General features: G+C 33.2%; 12 protein-coding genes and 2 tRNA genes. 4 read left to right on the top strand and 10 right to left on the bottom strand.

Features of this window, described 5'->3' with window-relative positions:
- Positions 1-63: 63 nt before the first annotated feature.
- The 5 genes from NLJ00_RS09295 to map form a co-directional block, all read right to left on the bottom strand.
- A complete protein-coding gene (locus NLJ00_RS09295; RefSeq protein WP_256636992.1) occupies positions 64-1,323 on the bottom strand; it encodes a type IX secretion system plug protein in 1,260 nt (419 codons plus the stop codon).
- A gap of 78 nt (positions 1,324-1,401) precedes the next feature.
- A complete protein-coding gene (locus tag NLJ00_RS09300; RefSeq protein WP_256636993.1) occupies positions 1,402-4,302 on the bottom strand; it encodes a DEAD/DEAH box helicase in 2,901 nt (966 codons plus the stop codon).
- A 122-nt stretch (positions 4,303-4,424) separates the two neighbouring features.
- Positions 4,425-5,198, bottom strand: coding sequence for a class I SAM-dependent methyltransferase (locus tag NLJ00_RS09305; protein ID WP_256636994.1), 774 nt, complete (start codon positions 5,196-5,198; stop codon positions 4,425-4,427).
- An 81-nt stretch (positions 5,199-5,279) separates the two neighbouring features.
- The gene (locus NLJ00_RS09310; protein WP_256637467.1) at positions 5,280-5,654 is read right to left on the bottom strand and encodes a GxxExxY protein; all 375 of its coding nucleotides are present in this window, start codon (positions 5,652-5,654) and stop codon (positions 5,280-5,282) included.
- 70 nt (positions 5,655-5,724) lie between these two features.
- The gene (gene map, locus NLJ00_RS09315; protein WP_256636995.1) at positions 5,725-6,543 is read right to left on the bottom strand and encodes a type I methionyl aminopeptidase; all 819 of its coding nucleotides are present in this window, start codon (positions 6,541-6,543) and stop codon (positions 5,725-5,727) included.
- Between the two features lie 234 nt (positions 6,544-6,777).
- On the opposite strand from map, the gene NLJ00_RS09320 reads away from it, so the two are divergent.
- On the top strand, positions 6,778-8,031 hold the full coding sequence (locus tag NLJ00_RS09320) for a DUF445 domain-containing protein (protein ID WP_256636996.1): 1,254 nt from the start codon (positions 6,778-6,780) through the stop codon (positions 8,029-8,031).
- A gap of 317 nt (positions 8,032-8,348) precedes the next feature.
- Here the strand turns inward: NLJ00_RS09320 and gpmI are convergent, their stop codons facing one another.
- Positions 8,349-9,866 carry a 2,3-bisphosphoglycerate-independent phosphoglycerate mutase gene (gene gpmI, locus NLJ00_RS09325; protein WP_256636997.1) on the bottom strand — a complete coding sequence of 506 codons (1,518 nt, stop codon included), beginning with the start codon at positions 9,864-9,866 and terminating at the stop codon, positions 8,349-8,351.
- A gap of 141 nt (positions 9,867-10,007) precedes the next feature.
- Positions 10,008-12,437, bottom strand: coding sequence for a DUF5916 domain-containing protein (locus NLJ00_RS09330; protein ID WP_256636998.1), 2,430 nt, complete (start codon positions 12,435-12,437; stop codon positions 10,008-10,010).
- Between the two features lie 300 nt (positions 12,438-12,737).
- Here NLJ00_RS09330 and NLJ00_RS09335 point away from each other — a divergent pair, with 300 nt between their 5' ends.
- Positions 12,738-13,466 (top strand): murein L,D-transpeptidase catalytic domain family protein, encoded by a 729-nt coding sequence (locus NLJ00_RS09335; RefSeq protein WP_256636999.1) that lies wholly within the window; start codon positions 12,738-12,740, stop codon positions 13,464-13,466.
- Here the strand turns inward: NLJ00_RS09335 and NLJ00_RS09340 are convergent.
- Positions 13,455-15,038 carry a L,D-transpeptidase family protein gene (locus NLJ00_RS09340; RefSeq protein ID WP_256637000.1) on the bottom strand — a complete coding sequence of 528 codons (1,584 nt, stop codon included), beginning with the start codon at positions 15,036-15,038 and terminating at the stop codon, positions 13,455-13,457. The genes NLJ00_RS09335 and NLJ00_RS09340 overlap by 12 nt on opposite strands.
- Position 15,039: 1 nt before the next feature.
- Positions 15,040-15,477 carry a GNAT family N-acetyltransferase gene (locus NLJ00_RS09345; RefSeq protein ID WP_256637001.1) on the bottom strand — a complete coding sequence of 146 codons (438 nt, stop codon included), beginning with the start codon at positions 15,475-15,477 and terminating at the stop codon, positions 15,040-15,042.
- Between the two features lie 134 nt (positions 15,478-15,611).
- Between NLJ00_RS09345 and NLJ00_RS09350 the strand changes: the two genes are divergently transcribed.
- Together NLJ00_RS09350 and NLJ00_RS09355 are read left to right on the top strand one after the other, a co-directional pair.
- Positions 15,612-15,684 (top strand) — tRNA-Gly (locus NLJ00_RS09350).
- A 95-nt stretch (positions 15,685-15,779) separates the two neighbouring features.
- Positions 15,780-15,852, top strand: a tRNA-Gly gene (locus tag NLJ00_RS09355).
- Between the two features lie 129 nt (positions 15,853-15,981).
- Here NLJ00_RS09355 and pepE read toward each other — a convergent pair.
- A complete protein-coding gene (gene pepE, locus NLJ00_RS09360; protein WP_256637002.1) occupies positions 15,982-16,689 on the bottom strand; it encodes a dipeptidase PepE in 708 nt (235 codons plus the stop codon).
- Between the last annotated feature and the right edge of the window lie 66 nt (positions 16,690-16,755).

Raw genomic sequence — 16,755 nt, forward strand, 5'->3', positions numbered from 1 at the left:
TGTGTGAGTTATAGGCACAAAGCTACGAAAAAAAACTAGGAAACCTAAAACCTTAACAATGTTTTAATTAACTATGTTTATGGAGTTTGCATTGCCTTTTCCAATAACTCTTTGATAACGATCTGTACTTTCTTTGTAATAAACTAATATAGTATACTCATTTTCTGTTTGATAAAAATTACCATCAACGGCATTTTCATTATCTATAGTACCTTTTTTATCGGCAACGGTGTATTGAAAATTAGTAAAACCCTGTTTGATCATTATTGCTTTTTCAAAAACGGCTTTATCGGTATTGTAATCCAGTTTGTATTCTGGCGATAAGCTGTAATTATTGAACATTCCTGTAACATAAATATCTTTGTTAAGCCTGAAAGCCGGAGCCGAAAGCGTGAAATAAACCCAGGCATAATCAGCTTCAATACTGTTGTCTGAACCATTTATATTTTTCACAACAAAATTACCGTTTACGTCCTGATAATTGGTATAAATCTGATTTCCTCTTGCTGCATTGGTATACAAATAAGCATTGTAAATATCGTTGTTAGCGCCCACTCGTCCTACATTATTATTTGCAGCACGAATGTCTTTGTTTTCAAAATATAAAAATTCATTTCCGCCCCAAAATTGCGTTTCAGCATCGTATTTATAAACCAGTTGATTCCCAATCGTGTATTGTGGAGGAATATTTTTAATGGCGGTATTGAAATTTCCGTTTTGCAACAAAAGAACTTTTACATTTTGAATTGGAGTCTGAAATGTAATATCATTTGAAACAATCGAAAAATCCAAATTCTGTTTGTAATCAATATTGCTCAAGTTTCGGGTTCTTTTTACCTGTGCCGCCACCGTACAATGATCTTCGTATAAAATGAATTTTCGGGAGAAAATAACTTCTTTATCTTCATTTAAAATTTTCAAGATGTAATTTCCGGACAATCTTAACTGCGTTGTAAATTGATTTGGAAACGCCAGTCGGTAATGTGAATAAACCTGAAGCGTATTAAATGAGTTCGAATAATCTGTAATTCTTTGGCCGTCAAAACCTCTTAAATAATCTGTTTTCGGAATATCAGTTGGTTTCCAGTTATAATCGCAATGTGTGATTTCAAAATAATAATTGGCTTCGTTACCAAATAAATCATCAAACTGAAATTCAAATGTAGAATTCAATTCAAATATCGGAACAACATTATTGCCATTCTGAACAAAAGTAACGGTTTTGATATTGTATGGAGGAACTACTTCAGTTTGTATTTCCTGAGCTTTCGCGAAAGTAAAAACAAAAAACAAAAGCAAACTTTGATATAAAAATTTTGGCATCTTATTACGTTGTAAGATTGTAAATATAAGAATTTTATTAAACGTAATAAGATGCCATTTATTGGATGAAGCGATTTATTAAGAATTTAAAATGTATTCTAAATTAGCTTCGATCTCATCATTTATATAGCTTTCCTCTAAAAGTGAATCAGATAAAAGCTTTTTATTTTCCTGCAGTTTGATGATTTTTTCTTCGACTGTATTTTTCGAAATAAAACGAATCACGTTTACTTTATTTAGCTGTCCAATTCGGTGAGCCCTTCCAACTCCTTGTTTTTCTGCAAAAGGATTCCACCAAGGATCTAAAAATAAAACATAAGAAGCTTTTGTAATATTCAAACCAACTCCTCCGGCTTTTAGCGAAATAAAAAACAATAAAGGTTCTTCTTTTTCCTGAAACAGTTTTACCTGCTGTTCTCTTTTGCTGGCTGGCGTTTCGCCTGTAATTTCACAATAGGTTATTTTGTTTTCCTTGCACCAATCTGTATAGAAATGCAGGTTGGTAACAAACGAACTGAAAATGATTACTTTCTGTTTTGCTTTGACTAAATTTTCGAGATAATTAGTAACCGCAATATATTTTCCCGAATCAATTTCAGATTCCTGATCTACCATTTTTGGGTGGTTACTCAGTTGTCTTAACTTCATCAGCGTATTAATAATGCTGATTTTGTCAGGACTTGAGCCATCCATTTTTAATAAAAAGTTACGCGCTTTTGATTTTTCCTGTTCATATAATTTTTCCTGTTCAGGGTCCATTTCACAATAATAAATCTGCTCTGATAATTCAGGTAAATCTTTTAAAACCTGTTCTTTGGTTCTTCGTAAAATATAAGGCTGAACCAAGTTTTTTAATTCAGATAAAACATCTTCGTTCTGCTTTTTCTCAATCGGAATTTTAAAATTTTCTGCAAAGAAATTATAAGTTCCTAAAATATCCGGATTTATAAACTGCATTTGTGACCATAAATCGTCAAGCGAATTTTCGATTGGTGTACCACTTAAAGCGATTTTATGACCCGTACTTATTTTATTTATGGCTTTAAAAATCTTAGAGTTTTTATTTTTAATGTATTGACTTTCGTCCAAAATCAAATAACGGAAATCATATTTTTCTAAAATAGAAATATCACGATGAACGATGCTGTAACTGGTAAAAATTAAATCAGTTGTCGCTAGTCTTGCGACTAATTGTTTTCGGTCATTCCCCACATATTGCATTTTCGAAAAATGCGGAGTGAACTTTGCAGATTCGTTGTACCAGTTAAAAACCAATGAAGAAGGTAAAACAATCAAAGTTTTAAGCGGTTCTCTTTCTACAGTAGTTTCGTTTGCAAATAAATCAAAATTGGTAGTTTTAGTCGTAAATCCTAATTGTTCCTGAACGGCAACCAGAACGGCTAAAGTCTGTAACGTCTTCCCAAGTCCCATATCATCTGCCAGACAAGCGCCCAAATTGGAATTAAAATGCCCTAAAAGCCATTTTACACCGTCAATTTGATACGGTCTTAAAGTTGCTTTTAATAAATCAGAAGCCACATATTCAGCTTTATAAGTTACATCGTCTTTGATTTCGGCAATAGCATCAAGGGCAGTGAAATTACTTTTGCGTAAAAGTAAAGTTCCGCTTTCTATTTTTCCGAGTTTTGCCAGCGAACTGTATTTGCTGAACCATTCTAATGGAATCAAAAAATAGTTTCCATCAGGAAGAGGAAAGAGTCTTTCTTTGCTTTTTATATTCGGAATAATTTCGCTGAAATTAATTGTATACGACCCAATTGTAATGATAATTTTGATGTCAAACCAATCTCCATTTGTATCTTTTGACGCAGAAACGGTATGATTTGAAGTAACAATTTCTTTGCTTTCCAGCTTTAAATTTTGAATGTTAAAACCTAAACTTTCCAGCTTTTCTTTATTGTCAATTATCAATTGAATGTTGATATAAGGATCTGAAGTTTCAGCCTCAGAATTTAATCCAAATAACTCGTTTTTGATTTTTATTAAACCAATTTCGGTTAATTTATCGGCATACAAATTTTCATCAGCATTTCGTTTAAACTGAATGATTTTAGGTTCATTTGCAACGCTGAAATCTACAAACGAATGTGTTTTCTTTGTTTTACTTCCGTCAAATGAATAGCCGTTATAATCAAAATAAAGGTTGAGGTAATAACAGTTTTTAAAGAAATCATAAACCGGCTGAATCGTGCAGGAAGTAATTTCATCACGCTGTTCGATTTCAAAACCTGTTGCTTCGATGTCAATTTTTTTAGCTATTTCGGGAATGAAATTCTTAAAGTAATCATCAACTAATTTTGAAGGTATTTCGATTGATTTTTTCTTTAAAAAAGGCATCAGTTTTTTAGCATTAAGGGCTGTTAACTGACCTAGTTTTTTATTGATAATTAACCAGCCCGGTTCATCTAAAAGGATATCAATATTGCTTTCCATGGGTAAAAAAGCCGTTTCATTTTCTTTTAAAGAAAGGGTATAGGTAATTCCTTCAGCGTGTTTATCAAATTGAATTTGAGGTTCAAAATAAAGCGGACTAATATCAACTCTCGAACGGTAAAAATCTTTTTCAGGGCCAATATTTATTGACAACGGAAATTGTTCTTCTACAATTAGACTGTAAAAAGAAGACAGATTTAATTTTAAATGCTGACGGATTGCAAACTCAATTTTAGAATCTTTTTGCAAATCAGCAATGGTTTTTGCCGATTTTATTTTGGCACTGAATTTTTTGAATATAAATTCAGGTTTTAAAGATTCGCAGGCAGTCAGTATTTTTTTTGTATTCGAATCTAAATCGTCAAAAACAATTCCGAAACTTTGAATTATTCCGGCGGTTGCTTTTTTGTCCAGATATTTGATTTCATCGGTATTCTCAACGATGTAGGATGTTGGAATATAAACATTCAGATTTTTTTCAAAACTGATGTCAAAACAGAACTGAAATGATTTTGTAGGTTCCAAGGTTTAGGGATTTGGTTGGCTTGTAAATTAGTTATTGGGCAAAAAAATAAAGAGTTTTCAAAATATCAATAATTTGAAAACTCTTTTGAAATGAACTTGTATCACTTATATGGTGAAAAAAATTAGTTTTCCTGTTTAAAGCAAAGTGGAATAATTTCTCCTTTTGCCAAACAGTATTTTTCTACTAATTCTGGTGCAATTTTATTGGTGTAATCTTCTTCAATTACAATAAAACCGATGCTTCTTAATTTGTCGAAATAATCGCGTCCGTAAATACGAACGTGATCGTATTGCCCAAATATTTTAGCACGTTCTTTTTGGTCTGTAATTGAATCATCTGCGAAAGTAACTTCACGGTTTAAATCTTGTGGAATCTGCAAAATCGCCATTCCGCCCGGTTTTAAAACACGGAATAATTCCTGCATTGCTTTTGTATCATCCGGAATATGTTCTAAAACGTGATTACATAAAATCACATCATATTCGTTGTCTTTAAATGGTAAATTACAGATATCTGCTTTTACATCTGCCAAAGGCGAAAATAAATCGGTTGTCGTGTAATCAAGGTTTTTCTGCTTGCGGAATCTTTTATAAAAAGCTTGTTCCGGCGCAAAATGAAGTACTTTTTTCGGTGCTGTAAAAAAATCAGTCTGATCGTTTAAATACAGCCAAAGTAAACGGTGTCTTTCTAAAGAAAGTGTACTTGGCGAAAGCACATTGTTACGCTGCTTTCCGTACCCGTATGGTAAAAATGATTTAAAGCTTCTGCCATCAATAGGATCAGTAAATTTATTTCCCTTTAACGAGAAAGCTAAAATGGGACGCGCCACATAACTCAAACGAATTAATAATGGACGCGGGATTGTATTAAGTACTAATTTAAAAAGTTTCTTCACGGTTAAATAAATTTGAACACGAATTTCACAAATTGACACGGATTAATACTGTGGTGAAATTTCACGAACTTTTGATTTGGGTTATAGTATTATTCTTTTGTATTTAAGGCTGTCTTCTCCAAAATTGACTAATAGGCCTAATTTATTTTTTGATGCAGCCAAATAATTTGATGTCTGCTTGATTTCACTTGTTGTTAATGTTGCAATCGCTTTAAGCTCTAAAATAATTTCATCGAAAATAACGAAATCTGCAAAATAGTAACTTGGTAATACAATGTCTTTGTAAGCAATATTATATCTTAATTCACGATTATAAGGAATCTCATTTCGTTGAAATTCATATTCTAAAGCATCTCCATAAACCTTTTCACTATGTCCTTTTCCTAATATTTTATGGACTTCCATACAAATCCCAATAATTTTATAGGATTCATCTTTTAAATATAATTCACTCATCATTCATTCAATCTTTCAATCCGTGAAATTTCACCACAGTATTAATCCGTGCAAATTCGTGAAATTCGTGTTATAATACTAACGGCACTTTTCTGAATTCATCTTCTTCGTTACTTTCGATTCCTAAAGCTTTGTAGATATATTGAAAAGTCGATAATAATTCTGGTTTACCATCAATTAACGCCACATCGTGTTCGAAATGCGCACTTGCTTTTCCGTCTGCTGTTGTGATTGTCCAGCCGTCTTTATGTTGTTTGATGTTTCTTGTTCCCATATTAATCATAGGTTCGATTGCAACTACCATTCCTTCAACGAAAAGTTTTCCGCGCCCGCGTTTTCCGTAGTTTGGCATTTCAGGTTCTTCGTGCATTTTTTGTCCTAAACCATGTCCAACCAATTCACGAACTACTCCGTAACCGTAAGATTCTGTATATTTTTGAATCGCATTTCCAACATCTTCAACACGATTTCCGGCTTTAAATTCTCTAATCCCAACGTAAAGAGATTCTTTAGTTATCTGCAAAAGTTTTTTAACTTCCGGTGCAACTTCTCCAATTTCGAAACTATAAGCGTGATCTCCATGATATCCGTTTTTGAACGCACCACAGTCTACAGAAATTACATCACCACTTTGTAAAGGTGTATTATTCGGAATCCCGTGTACAACCTGAGAATTCGGACTCATGCAAAGTGAATTCGGGAAACCGTACAATCCTAAAAAGCTAGGAACTGCACCGTGATCACGAATGAATTCTTCGGCTAATTTGTCCAGATATAATGTAGTAACTCCTTCTTTAATTTCAGAAGCAATCATTCCTAATGTTTTCGATACGATCAAAGCACTTTCGCGCATTAATTCGATTTCCTCTCTCGTTTTTTGGATAATCATATTTTTCAGATTTTCAGTTCGCAAAAGTACAATTTTTAATATTATTTTTTGTCTAAAATTTTTCGCTGCGAATTAGGTTTTTTTGGCCACGAATTTCACGAATTAACACGAATTATAGTTTAGCAGAATTTTTAAAGACAAAGCAATTCGTGAAAATTCGTGAAATTCGTGGCAAACTTATTTAATTTAATATCTCAGAAAAAAGCCATAAATTAGTAGTAAAATGTGATTATCATGGAAACTGCTACAGATCAAGATATAGTAAAAATAAAAGCTTTAAGGAAAATGCAGGCAAGTGCTTTGGCGCTTTTGGGTTTTGCGGTGCTTCTTTTTATAATTGCTATTTATTTTAAAATTCCAATACTGCAGGCTTTTAGCGAAGCGGCAATGGTTGGGGGAATTGCCGATTGGTTTGCGGTTGTGGCTTTATTTCGCCACCCGCTTGGGATTCCGATTTGGCATACAGCTATTATTCCGACGAAGAAAAATGAAATTGGAGAAAATCTCGGAAATTTTGTTTCAGAAGAATTTCTAAATCGGGAAAAACTGGAAATTAAACTCGATGAATTCAACTTTGCTACAAAAGCTTCAGAATGGCTTTCAGAGGAAGAAAATGCAGATAAAATTGCGAATGTTGTTGCGGTAAATATTATTCCCGGAATTTTAAGAACCATAAAAGATGAAGATGTAAAAAGATTTATTCAGGTTCAATTTAAAGAAAAATTAGAAGGAATAAATTTTGGAGACTGGGTTGCAGTTGCTTTAGAACCTTTACAAAAAGGGGATTTAAAAAATCAAATGCTGACGAATCTTCTTGAAGTAATGAGCAGCGAATTGACTAATAATAAAGATTTAATCAGGCAAAAAGTAAAAGCATCGACACCGTTTTTAAGCTTTGGACTGGCCGATAAAAGTATTACTGAAGGTGTTTTTAATGGTTTGCAGGATTTTTTAAATGAAGCCAAAAAACCGGACAGCGCAGTGCGCCAAAAGATTGATGAGTATATTTTTAATTTTTTAGAGAAAGTCAAAAACTCCGAAGAAATGCGAGTTAAAATCAACGATATGATTTTGAGTTTTGCCGGAAAAAAAGAAGTTCAGGATTACATCAACGGAATTTGGGACGAAATAAAACTTTCGATAACTAATGATTTAGATAAAGGCGATGAATCTTCAATTAAAAATAGTGTTTCGGGTTTAATTCAAACTTTTGGAAATGGTATTAAAGAAGATGTGATTATGATTGACAAAATCAATAATTTCATCAAAAATGATTTGCTATCGGTTCTTCTAAACAATAAAAAAGTAATTGGTGATTTAATTTCATCAACCGTAAAAAGCTGGGATGGAAAAGAAGTTTCTGAAAAACTGGAACTTGAAATAGGAAAAGATCTTCAATACATCAGAATCAATGGAACTTTAGTAGGAGGGATTATTGGGCTTGTGATTTATGGTGTTGAGCAATTGTATCATTATTTTATTATTTGATAAAAACACGAATGTCAGGCTGAGCGAAGTCGAAGCCCTTTTTGGTTCCATAAACCTTCGACTTCGCTCAGGGTGACAAAACGGGTATATAAAATTAAAAACCATATAAGAAGTATAAGTTTAATAAAGCTTTAGCGCTTCAATTAAATGAACTTATATCACTTATATGGTTTAAATATTTTACATTCTGGTATAAAATAGTTCTCGCAAAGTCGCAGAGACGCAAAGTTTATAAATTTCTTTGCGACTTAGCGTCTTTGCGAGATTTTTTTAAATTCAATTTAAATGAACTTATATAACTTATATGGTTTGAAAAATTACAAAAGTGAATGACAAGTCATTGCGTTTGGCTGCTGCACTCCCATTAATTCTAAAATAGTAGGAGCGATGTCACCAAGAACACCATCTTGAATATTTTTCAATTGTTTGTCAACTAAAATAATCGGCACTGGGTTTGTTGTGTGTGCTGTATTTGGGCTTCCGTCAGGATTGATCATTGTTTCGCAGTTTCCGTGATCAGCAATAACGATTGTTGTGTAGTCGTTTGCAAGAGCGGCTTCGATTACTTTTTTCGCGCAAGCGTCAACTGCTTCACAAGCCTGAATCGCAGCACTCATGATTCCAGTATGTCCAACCATATCTCCGTTTGCAAAGTTTAGACAAACGAAATCAACTTCGCCTTTGTTCAATTCAGGAACAAGAGCATCAGCAAGTTCGTAAGCACTCATTTCTGGCTGTAAATCGTAAGTTGCAACTTTTGGAGAATTTCTCAAAATTCTTGATTCACCTTCAAAAGGAGTTTCTCTACCGCCTGAAAAGAAGAAAGTTACGTGAGGATATTTCTCCGTTTCAGCAATACGAATTTGTTTTTTACCCGCTTTTTCTAAAACTTCACCAAGAGTTTCGGTAATATTATCTTTATTGTAAACCACTTTTACGTTTTGGTACGTTTCGTCGTAGTTCGTAAGCGTTACATAATACAAGTTTAACTTGTGCATATTTTGCTCGTGAAAATCATGCTGAGAAAGCGCTTCAGTAAGTTCACGTCCTCTGTCTGTTCTAAAATTAAAGAAGATAACAACATCTCCTTCAATAATTGTAGCCAAAGGTTTTTGCTCTTCATTTACGATTACAACCGGCTCGATAAATTCGTCAGTAACATCGCGTGCATAACTGTCAAGAACACTTGCTACTGCATTTGTAGACGGAATTCCAACTCCGTTTACTACTAAATCATAAGCCAGTTTTACACGTTCCCAACGTTTATCACGGTCCATTGCATAATAACGACCAACGATAGAAGCAATTTTTACCGGAGTATCTTTAATATATTCATCTAAATCATGAATGTATTTTGCTCCGGATTTTGGGTCAACGTCACGTCCGTCTGTAAAAGCGTGAATGTAAACCTGATCTAAACCATACTCTTGCGAAGCGTCGATTAATCCGCGTAAGTGAGAAGTATGAGAGTGAACACCTCCGTCAGAAACTAGTCCTAAAAAGTGTACTTTTTTATTGTTGTTTTTAGCGTAAGTAAAAGCATCGATTAACACTTGTTCTTTAGCAAGTGTTTTGTGCGCTACGGCTAAATTAATTTTTGCTAAATCCTGATATACAATCCTTCCGGCACCAAGGTTCATGTGCCCAACTTCACTATTTCCCATTTGACCTTCCGGCAGACCAACGTTTAATCCATCGGTACGCAATTGCGCGCTTGGGTAATTTTTGTAAAGACTATTTATAAATGGAACATTTGCATTGTCTATTGCAGATACTTTAGGGTCAGGAGATTTTCCCCAACCATCTAAAATCATAAGGATAACTTTTTTGTTCATTACATTTTTGTTTTTTACAAAGATAAGCCATTTCTAAAATTTGGAGAGAAAGCTTAATGACATTTATGTTTAATAAAATGAAGTGTAACAAAAAATACTAAATTAATTATAGAACTCTTTATTTTTTAAAATTAATTCACGCTAAGCTCTTTTTCTAACCTTATTTTTGACAGCGTTATAGTCTATAAAATATTTTACACTAACAGAAAAAATATGTTTTAAGGCGTCGTTAGTCAATAAGCTCGTTACGTTGTGTTTGAAATCCTTATCGATAATACGTTCAAAATTAGAAGCGTTGTTTCTGTATAAAGCCGAAAGCTGACTTCCGGGTGCAAACCACCATGAATACGATAAATCGGCATTCCAGGAATAAAAACTTGAGTTTTTATTTTCGGTATATTGCGGATACGGATCCAGAGTTCCATCTGCTTCAAGCTTCAAAATATCTTTATTTTCTGCAGAAGACCAATATTGTCGAACAGCTAAATTAAGTGTCATAGTGCTGTTAATGGCGTATTTTCCTGATATAGTATTGGCGTATGTGATAACGTCACGATTAGCAAAAACAACAGTTTCGGGAGTGCTTTCATTATCGTCGTCGTCATAACCGTCGATATAACCTTTGTTATTGTTTCTTTTAAGAAAACTAAAAGTATAAACCAGTAAAAGTTTATCATTAAAACGATATCTCGGACTAATGTCGGTGCCATAAGCGGCTCTTCCGGGTTCATCAGCAACAGAAAATGACGGATTAATATCGATAGCAAATTTATGGTTGTAATTTGTCGAAATGCTTCCCCAAAAATCAAATTTTCTCGGAATTATAACATATCGATTGTCTGCTCTTGGTTCGTAATAATCATGAGATTCTAATGGAGAAACAGAAAGTCCTGCTCCGTAATAATTATTTTTTACGGTACTTAAATTTACTTCGGCTTCAATTCGGTTTGCCTGAACTTTTCCGGAGTCTTTATTGAATTCAGAATACATTTCATAGTCAATTCTAAAACTATTAAAAAGCTTTGTTGGATTTAGAATTCTGTAATTCGCATTTCCGTAAAAATTGTAATAATTGGTATAGAAATTAATTCCCAAATCATTTGGGTCAAAATCTTTAGAAACAAAATCAGTACCTAAACTATAGCGATAATTCCCGCTTGTTTCAGCAAAACTAACAGTGGAGAAAAAACCTTTTGTATCTTCTTTATCATTTATAGTACTGTATTTTACATTTCCAAACAAGCTGTAAGTATTGGCTTTAGTATTTAAATCCCATGCTAAACCCGTTACATTCGCATCTTTATAATGACCGTTTCTGGTCACATTTGTATTGATAAAAGTAACCGATGAATTTTTTCTAAAACGCTGATCCAGAACCAAAACATTATAGTTTGTAAGCGGTTCAACAACCTCACGTCTGGTTTCGCCGGAAATAGTATCTTTTATAGTCGCAAAAGTTTTTTCGGTCACCGCATTTAAAATTCCAACTCCCAAACCGTTTTTAGTTCGTCCTGAAAGTTTTAAAGCATTAATAAGATTAACGTTTTGTACGGTTTCAATAACTTCTTCATTGTCTTTTAAATCGGGTTCAACAGAAGGTTTACCGCCAATTCTTCTCGAATAAAACATATTTCCTTTATTGAATAAATCAGTTCCTTCGGTAAAAAAAGCTCGGTTTTCATTGAACTGCTGTTCAAACGGACCTAAATTCAAAATCTGATCGTCATATTTGGTCTGCCCAAAATCAGGAATTAAAATAGCATCAACAGTAAAAGCGTCCGTGATTCCGTATTTTATGTCCATTCCACCTTTTACAGTTCCATATGTTTTTTGTCCTTCACCGGCATTCAAATAATAAGAAGCATAAGGCATAAAAAACAATCGGGTAGGAGGTTTTATATTTTCAATTCCTTCTAAAGTTCCGGCTTGCTGCGTAAAAGTTCCAATTTTTTTATCGACAAAGTTCCACGTATACTTATAACGCGTACGTTTTACTTCCCTGAAAAAATTAATTCCCCAGGTTTGTTTGTTTTCCTGTGAAAAACGCAATGCTGAATATGGAATTTTTATTTCAACAACCCATCCATTTTCGGTAATCGAAGCTTTACTGATCCAAACAGCATCCCAGGAATAATCTTCGCCATTTGCATCAGTCATTATACAATCTGCCTGAACATCAGCAGCAGAAACATAAAACATAAAATCCTGCTGACCGTCATTAAAACCGTTTATAAAGACACCAAAAATATCTGCAGTTCCAAAATTATCGCGCTGCGAAATCTCTTTTAAAATTTTATCAGGCTCATCATCATACATCATGGCGCCAATATAAATGGCGTCATTATCATATAAAACTTTGACAGTAGATTTTTTATTCTCCGGAGCAGCTTTTCCGTTATCGGGTTCTAATGTGATAAAGTCTGAAGCAATTCCGGCATTTTCCCATGCGCTTTCTTCCAGTTTTCCGTCAATAGAAATGTTTTGCGAAATAGACTTCGCCTGCAATGCCTTTTTTTGACTGAAACACAAAAAAGTAGATAAAAAAAACGTTAGAAAAACAAGTTTATTCATGAAAATTTGAGCGAAAAATGATTGTAAAAGTACTTTAATTTAAGAATAATAGACTTCATTTTGTTTCACTTGTTACAGTTTTAGTTTCAAAATTTCCACTTTTTTGACCTTTTTTTAAGAAAAGCAGTTAAAATATTATGATTTTTTGCATGAGAAAAAATCTTACAGAAAGATCTAATTTGTGTTAATAATGTTAAATTTTCAACAAAAAAAGCCTGATTTACAGGGTTTTATTTTGTGTATTTTCAAAAATTTCTACTTTTGCCTTACCCAAATTTATTATTAACCTAAAGAAATTCAATGATTTACAAAATGTATCCACTGCTGGTGTTTTTTCTATTGTCTTTTGGTAAAGATTCTAAAAACACTTCCGAATTGAAATCTGTAACAACAAAAAGTATTGCAAAAGTTGAAACAAACCTTTCTGTCGAAGCAAAAATTGCAAATGTTTACAGTGAGTTAGATTCGAACAATAATTGTAAAATTCCTGATCTTAAAAGTTTTACAGAAGCTTTAAAAGGATTTTATCTTTTAAAAGAAAGAGGAATTGTTCAGAAAAACATTTTAACATTAATTGATTTTAGTTTGTCATCAAATACCAAGCGTCTTTGGGTAATTGACATGACAACTAATAAAATCTTATTTAACTCTTTGGTAGCTCATGGTAGAAATACCGGAGAAGAATTTGCTACAGCATTTTCAAACTTAAACTCTTCATTTAAAAGTAGTTTAGGGTTTTATGCAACAGGTGAAATCTATCAGGGAAAACATGGTGCTTCATTACGTTTAGACGGTCTTGAAAGAGGTTTAAATGACAACGCCCGCGAAAGAGGAGTTGTAATGCATGGAGCTGATTATGTTTCTGAATCATTTATCAGAGACCACAAAAGATTAGGCAGAAGCCAGGGTTGTCCTGCAGTTCCGGTTGAATTGACAGATGAAATCATTCAGGTAATTAAAGACAAATCATGTTTGTATATCTACCATCCGTCAAGAAGCTTTACGATGGAAGAGAAGTTAATCTCTTAACTTAGTATACAAATCTGAATCAAGATTATAAATATCAGCTCTGAAAATGAGCTGATTTTTTTTGCTCCAAGCCGTCCAATACCATTGATATAAAGCATATTTTTTGGTAATTTTAAAACTCATGGTTTTTTTAGACGCAATTATCGTATCAATTTTTACTTTTGAAAATCTTTCGGGATCATCCAAAATATGTTCTGCCAATTCAAGCGGATTTTCAACACGAACACAGCCCGAACTTAATGAACGATTATTACGTTCAAAATAATTTCTGTGGTTGGTATCATGCAGATAAACACTGTGATGATTTGGAAACAAAATCTTCATTAAGCCTAATGAATTATTATAACCCGGACTTTGAACATATCTGTAATTATTAGGTTTGTTTTCGTTCCACGAATGCGGATCGACAACATTTCCTGATGTGTCGTAAATCGTTATGTTTTTCTTCGCTAAATAATTTCGGTTGCGTTTCATTGCCGGAACAACATCTTCTTTTAAAATAGTTGGCGGAACGGTCCACGTTGGGTTAAAAACAACCGTTTTTAAAACAGATGTAATAATAGGCGTTTTTCTTTTACTTGTTCCTACTACAATATTTCGAACTAAAGTTGTATCCTGATTTTCGACAACATTTAAGCTGTAATCCGGAATATTGATCAGAAAATAATTCTCGGCAAATTCATTCGGGTACCATCTCCAGCGTTCTAAATTGGCAATAATCTGCTGTTTTCTTCTTTCTTTAGAATAGTTTAAAGCGCTGATCGTTCCCGGACCAATGACGCCATCATCGGCTAAACCATGTCTTGCCTGAAATTTTTTAATCGATTCAAAAGTTTTTTGATCGTATTTATCTGTAAGACTGTCTTGTCCAGTCATGTCTTTCCAGAATAAAAGTTTCTTTTTAATGTTAATTACCGCATTGTTTGTATCGTTTAAAGTAATTTTCTTTAAAGATTCAATAGTGGCAATATCTTCATCAGGAAACGAATTAATTATTTCAAGTGATTTCAATAATTGTTTGTATACGATAGATTTAGGCTGAATATTTTCAACAATGCTGTCTAATTTGTTTTTATTAAAAGCATTAATCAAAACGCTGTTAATATCAAATGTTTTTTCATCTAAATCCCAATCTGTGTACAATTTTTTAGGATCAAGTTTTCCTTTATATAAATGTTCTAAATATTTCTCAAAGTTATAAGTCAGTAAAATATCATAGGTTGCCAGGTCGGCATCATTTAGACTGCCGATTCGTTTTTCAAATTTTTCCAGCTGCGAAGCTTTATAATCTTCTGGATTAAGTCCTAATTCTTCCGATTTTTCTAATTGAGATAATACATATTGTCTCTTTTTTAGATTTCCCCAAACGGTCTTATTTTCAGATGAAGTATAAAATTGCTTCAGCGTTTCACTTTTAAAAGTACTTAAAAGTGCCGTATCAACTTCTACTTTTCGTTCATCAGTAAGTATAATTGGCGGTGCTTTTTTTACTGCAACAGGAGCTGGTTTAGGAGCATCTTTTTTACAACTAATTAAACTTAATACCAATAAAAGAAAGTAAAGTTTCCTCATTTTATAAATTTTTAAACATTAAATAATGTTCGCCAACATCTTTAATATCAAATGGTTCACCTAGGGGCTGGTATCCCATTTTTCTGTAAAAGCCAACGGCGGCGGTTCTAGCATTAAACCAAATCAAATCGACTTTGTTGTCATTGCAGTAGGTTTCGCAATGCTTAACTAAGGCTTCTCCAAATCCTTTTTTCTGATGCGTTTCTAAAACTGCCATCCCTCGAATTTGTGCTTGACTTTTTTCGGCAAATATAGGATTGATTTTATTGAATAACGAAATAATTCCTATTAAATCTTCATTATTAAATAAACCAAAATGATGTGTAGTGTCTAAATCATCTCCTTCAAAGATGCAGCTTTCGATAGGTTTGCCTTCTCTTAGTACAGGCTGACGAACGATATAAGTTTCTTTTGATGGGATTTCTTTAATAGTATTCATGATTTTTTAAAAATAATTGATTTTATAACTTTTTAATTTTAAATAGGTTATAAGAAAATGTTGATTTTAATTAATTTTTTTTGCCAAAAAGCTTGTTTTGAACTTAACTTTATTTTTATATTTGCACCAGCAATGCGAAAGTAGCTCAGTTGGTAGAGCTCCAGCCTTCCAAGCTGGTTGTCGCGAGTTCGAGCCTCGTCTTTCGCTCTAAAAAACCGAAATTTAATCGTTTCGGTTTTTTTATCAAACTTAAATAATTTTTGTTTTTTAAAATAAATTATTTATATTTGCACCCTGTTAATGCGAAAGTAGCTCAGTTGGTAGAGCTCCAGCCTTCCAAGCTGGTTGTCGCGAGTTCGAGCCTCGTCTTTCGCTCTTCAAGAGCCTCAAACATTGTTTGAGGCTTTTTTTTTGTTTTTAAACCATATAAGTGATATAAGTTATTATAAGTTTTTTGCTAAGCCTTATTTAAATGAACTTATATAACTTATATGGTGGAAAAAACTATTTTAAAGTGCTCAAATCGCTTTCAGGTTCTAGTTCTTCCGGAGTTTGATTTTGTTTAAAAAGTCTTGCTTTTAGAGAACCTTTCAAAGTTATTCTATCTCCTTTTACTTCCAGCCAGCTTCCTTCTCTTAAACCTAAAACAGGAATGGCATTAAAAGCGTGAAATTCCTTGATTCTCGTTTCACGTGTTTCGCCCATATGCTGCGAATTTGTATCAGGATCTAAATAATGCGGATTCAAATTAAACGGAATTAATCCTAAAGTTTGAAAACTCGGCGGATAAATAATCGGCATATCATTCGTTGTCTGCATGGATAAACCGCAAATATTACTTCCGGCACTGGTTCCTAAATAAGGAGTTCCGCTTTTGACTTTTTCTGCAAGCAATTGCATAATATTGTTTTTATAAAGCTGTGAAACAAGCAAAAAAGTGTTTCCGCCGCCCGTAAAAAAGCCTTCAGCATTTTGTATGGCTTTTTCAGGACTTTCAAATTCATGAATTCCCTGAAGTTTAATATTTATAGAAGCAAAAACTTCTGCTGCTTTTTTGGTGTATTCTTCATGAGATATTCCTCCGGGACGTGCGTACGGAATAAATAAAACAGTGGTACAGTTTTTAAAATGTAATTGTAACGTGGGTAGTAAATAATCTAAATAACTGCCGCCGTGCAGGGTAGATGTGCTGGCGATGATAATGCTTTTCATAATTCTAAACTCAAATTCTATTTGATAAAGATATTAAAAAAAGTCTGTCTAATATAATTGAGATAT

Origin of the sequence: Flavobacterium panici, assembly GCF_024499525.1 — a bacterium.
Taxonomy (GTDB): Bacteria; Bacteroidota; Bacteroidia; order Flavobacteriales; family Flavobacteriaceae; genus Flavobacterium; species Flavobacterium panici.

What these genes read in the sequence shown, in the direction of transcription:
- NLJ00_RS09295 (WP_256636992.1), bottom strand. Translation starts at nt 1,323, where the DNA reads ATGCCAAAATTTTTATATCAAAGTTTGCTTTTGTTTTTTGTTTTTACT.
- NLJ00_RS09310 (WP_256637467.1), bottom strand. Translation starts at nt 5,654, where the DNA reads ATGAGTGAATTATATTTAAAAGATGAATCCTATAAAATTATTGGGATT.
- map (WP_256636995.1), bottom strand. Translation starts at nt 6,543, where the DNA reads ATGATTATCCAAAAAACGAGAGAGGAAATCGAATTAATGCGCGAAAGT.
- NLJ00_RS09320 (WP_256636996.1), top strand. Translation starts at nt 6,778, where the DNA reads ATGGAAACTGCTACAGATCAAGATATAGTAAAAATAAAAGCTTTAAGG.
- gpmI (WP_256636997.1), bottom strand. Translation starts at nt 9,866, where the DNA reads ATGAACAAAAAAGTTATCCTTATGATTTTAGATGGTTGGGGAAAATCT.
- NLJ00_RS09330 (WP_256636998.1), bottom strand. Translation starts at nt 12,437, where the DNA reads ATGAATAAACTTGTTTTTCTAACGTTTTTTTTATCTACTTTTTTGTGT.
- NLJ00_RS09335 (WP_256636999.1), top strand. Translation starts at nt 12,738, where the DNA reads ATGATTTACAAAATGTATCCACTGCTGGTGTTTTTTCTATTGTCTTTT.
- NLJ00_RS09340 (WP_256637000.1), bottom strand. Translation starts at nt 15,038, where the DNA reads ATGAGGAAACTTTACTTTCTTTTATTGGTATTAAGTTTAATTAGTTGT.
- NLJ00_RS09345 (WP_256637001.1), bottom strand. Translation starts at nt 15,477, where the DNA reads ATGAATACTATTAAAGAAATCCCATCAAAAGAAACTTATATCGTTCGT.
- pepE (WP_256637002.1), bottom strand. Translation starts at nt 16,689, where the DNA reads ATGAAAAGCATTATCATCGCCAGCACATCTACCCTGCACGGCGGCAGT.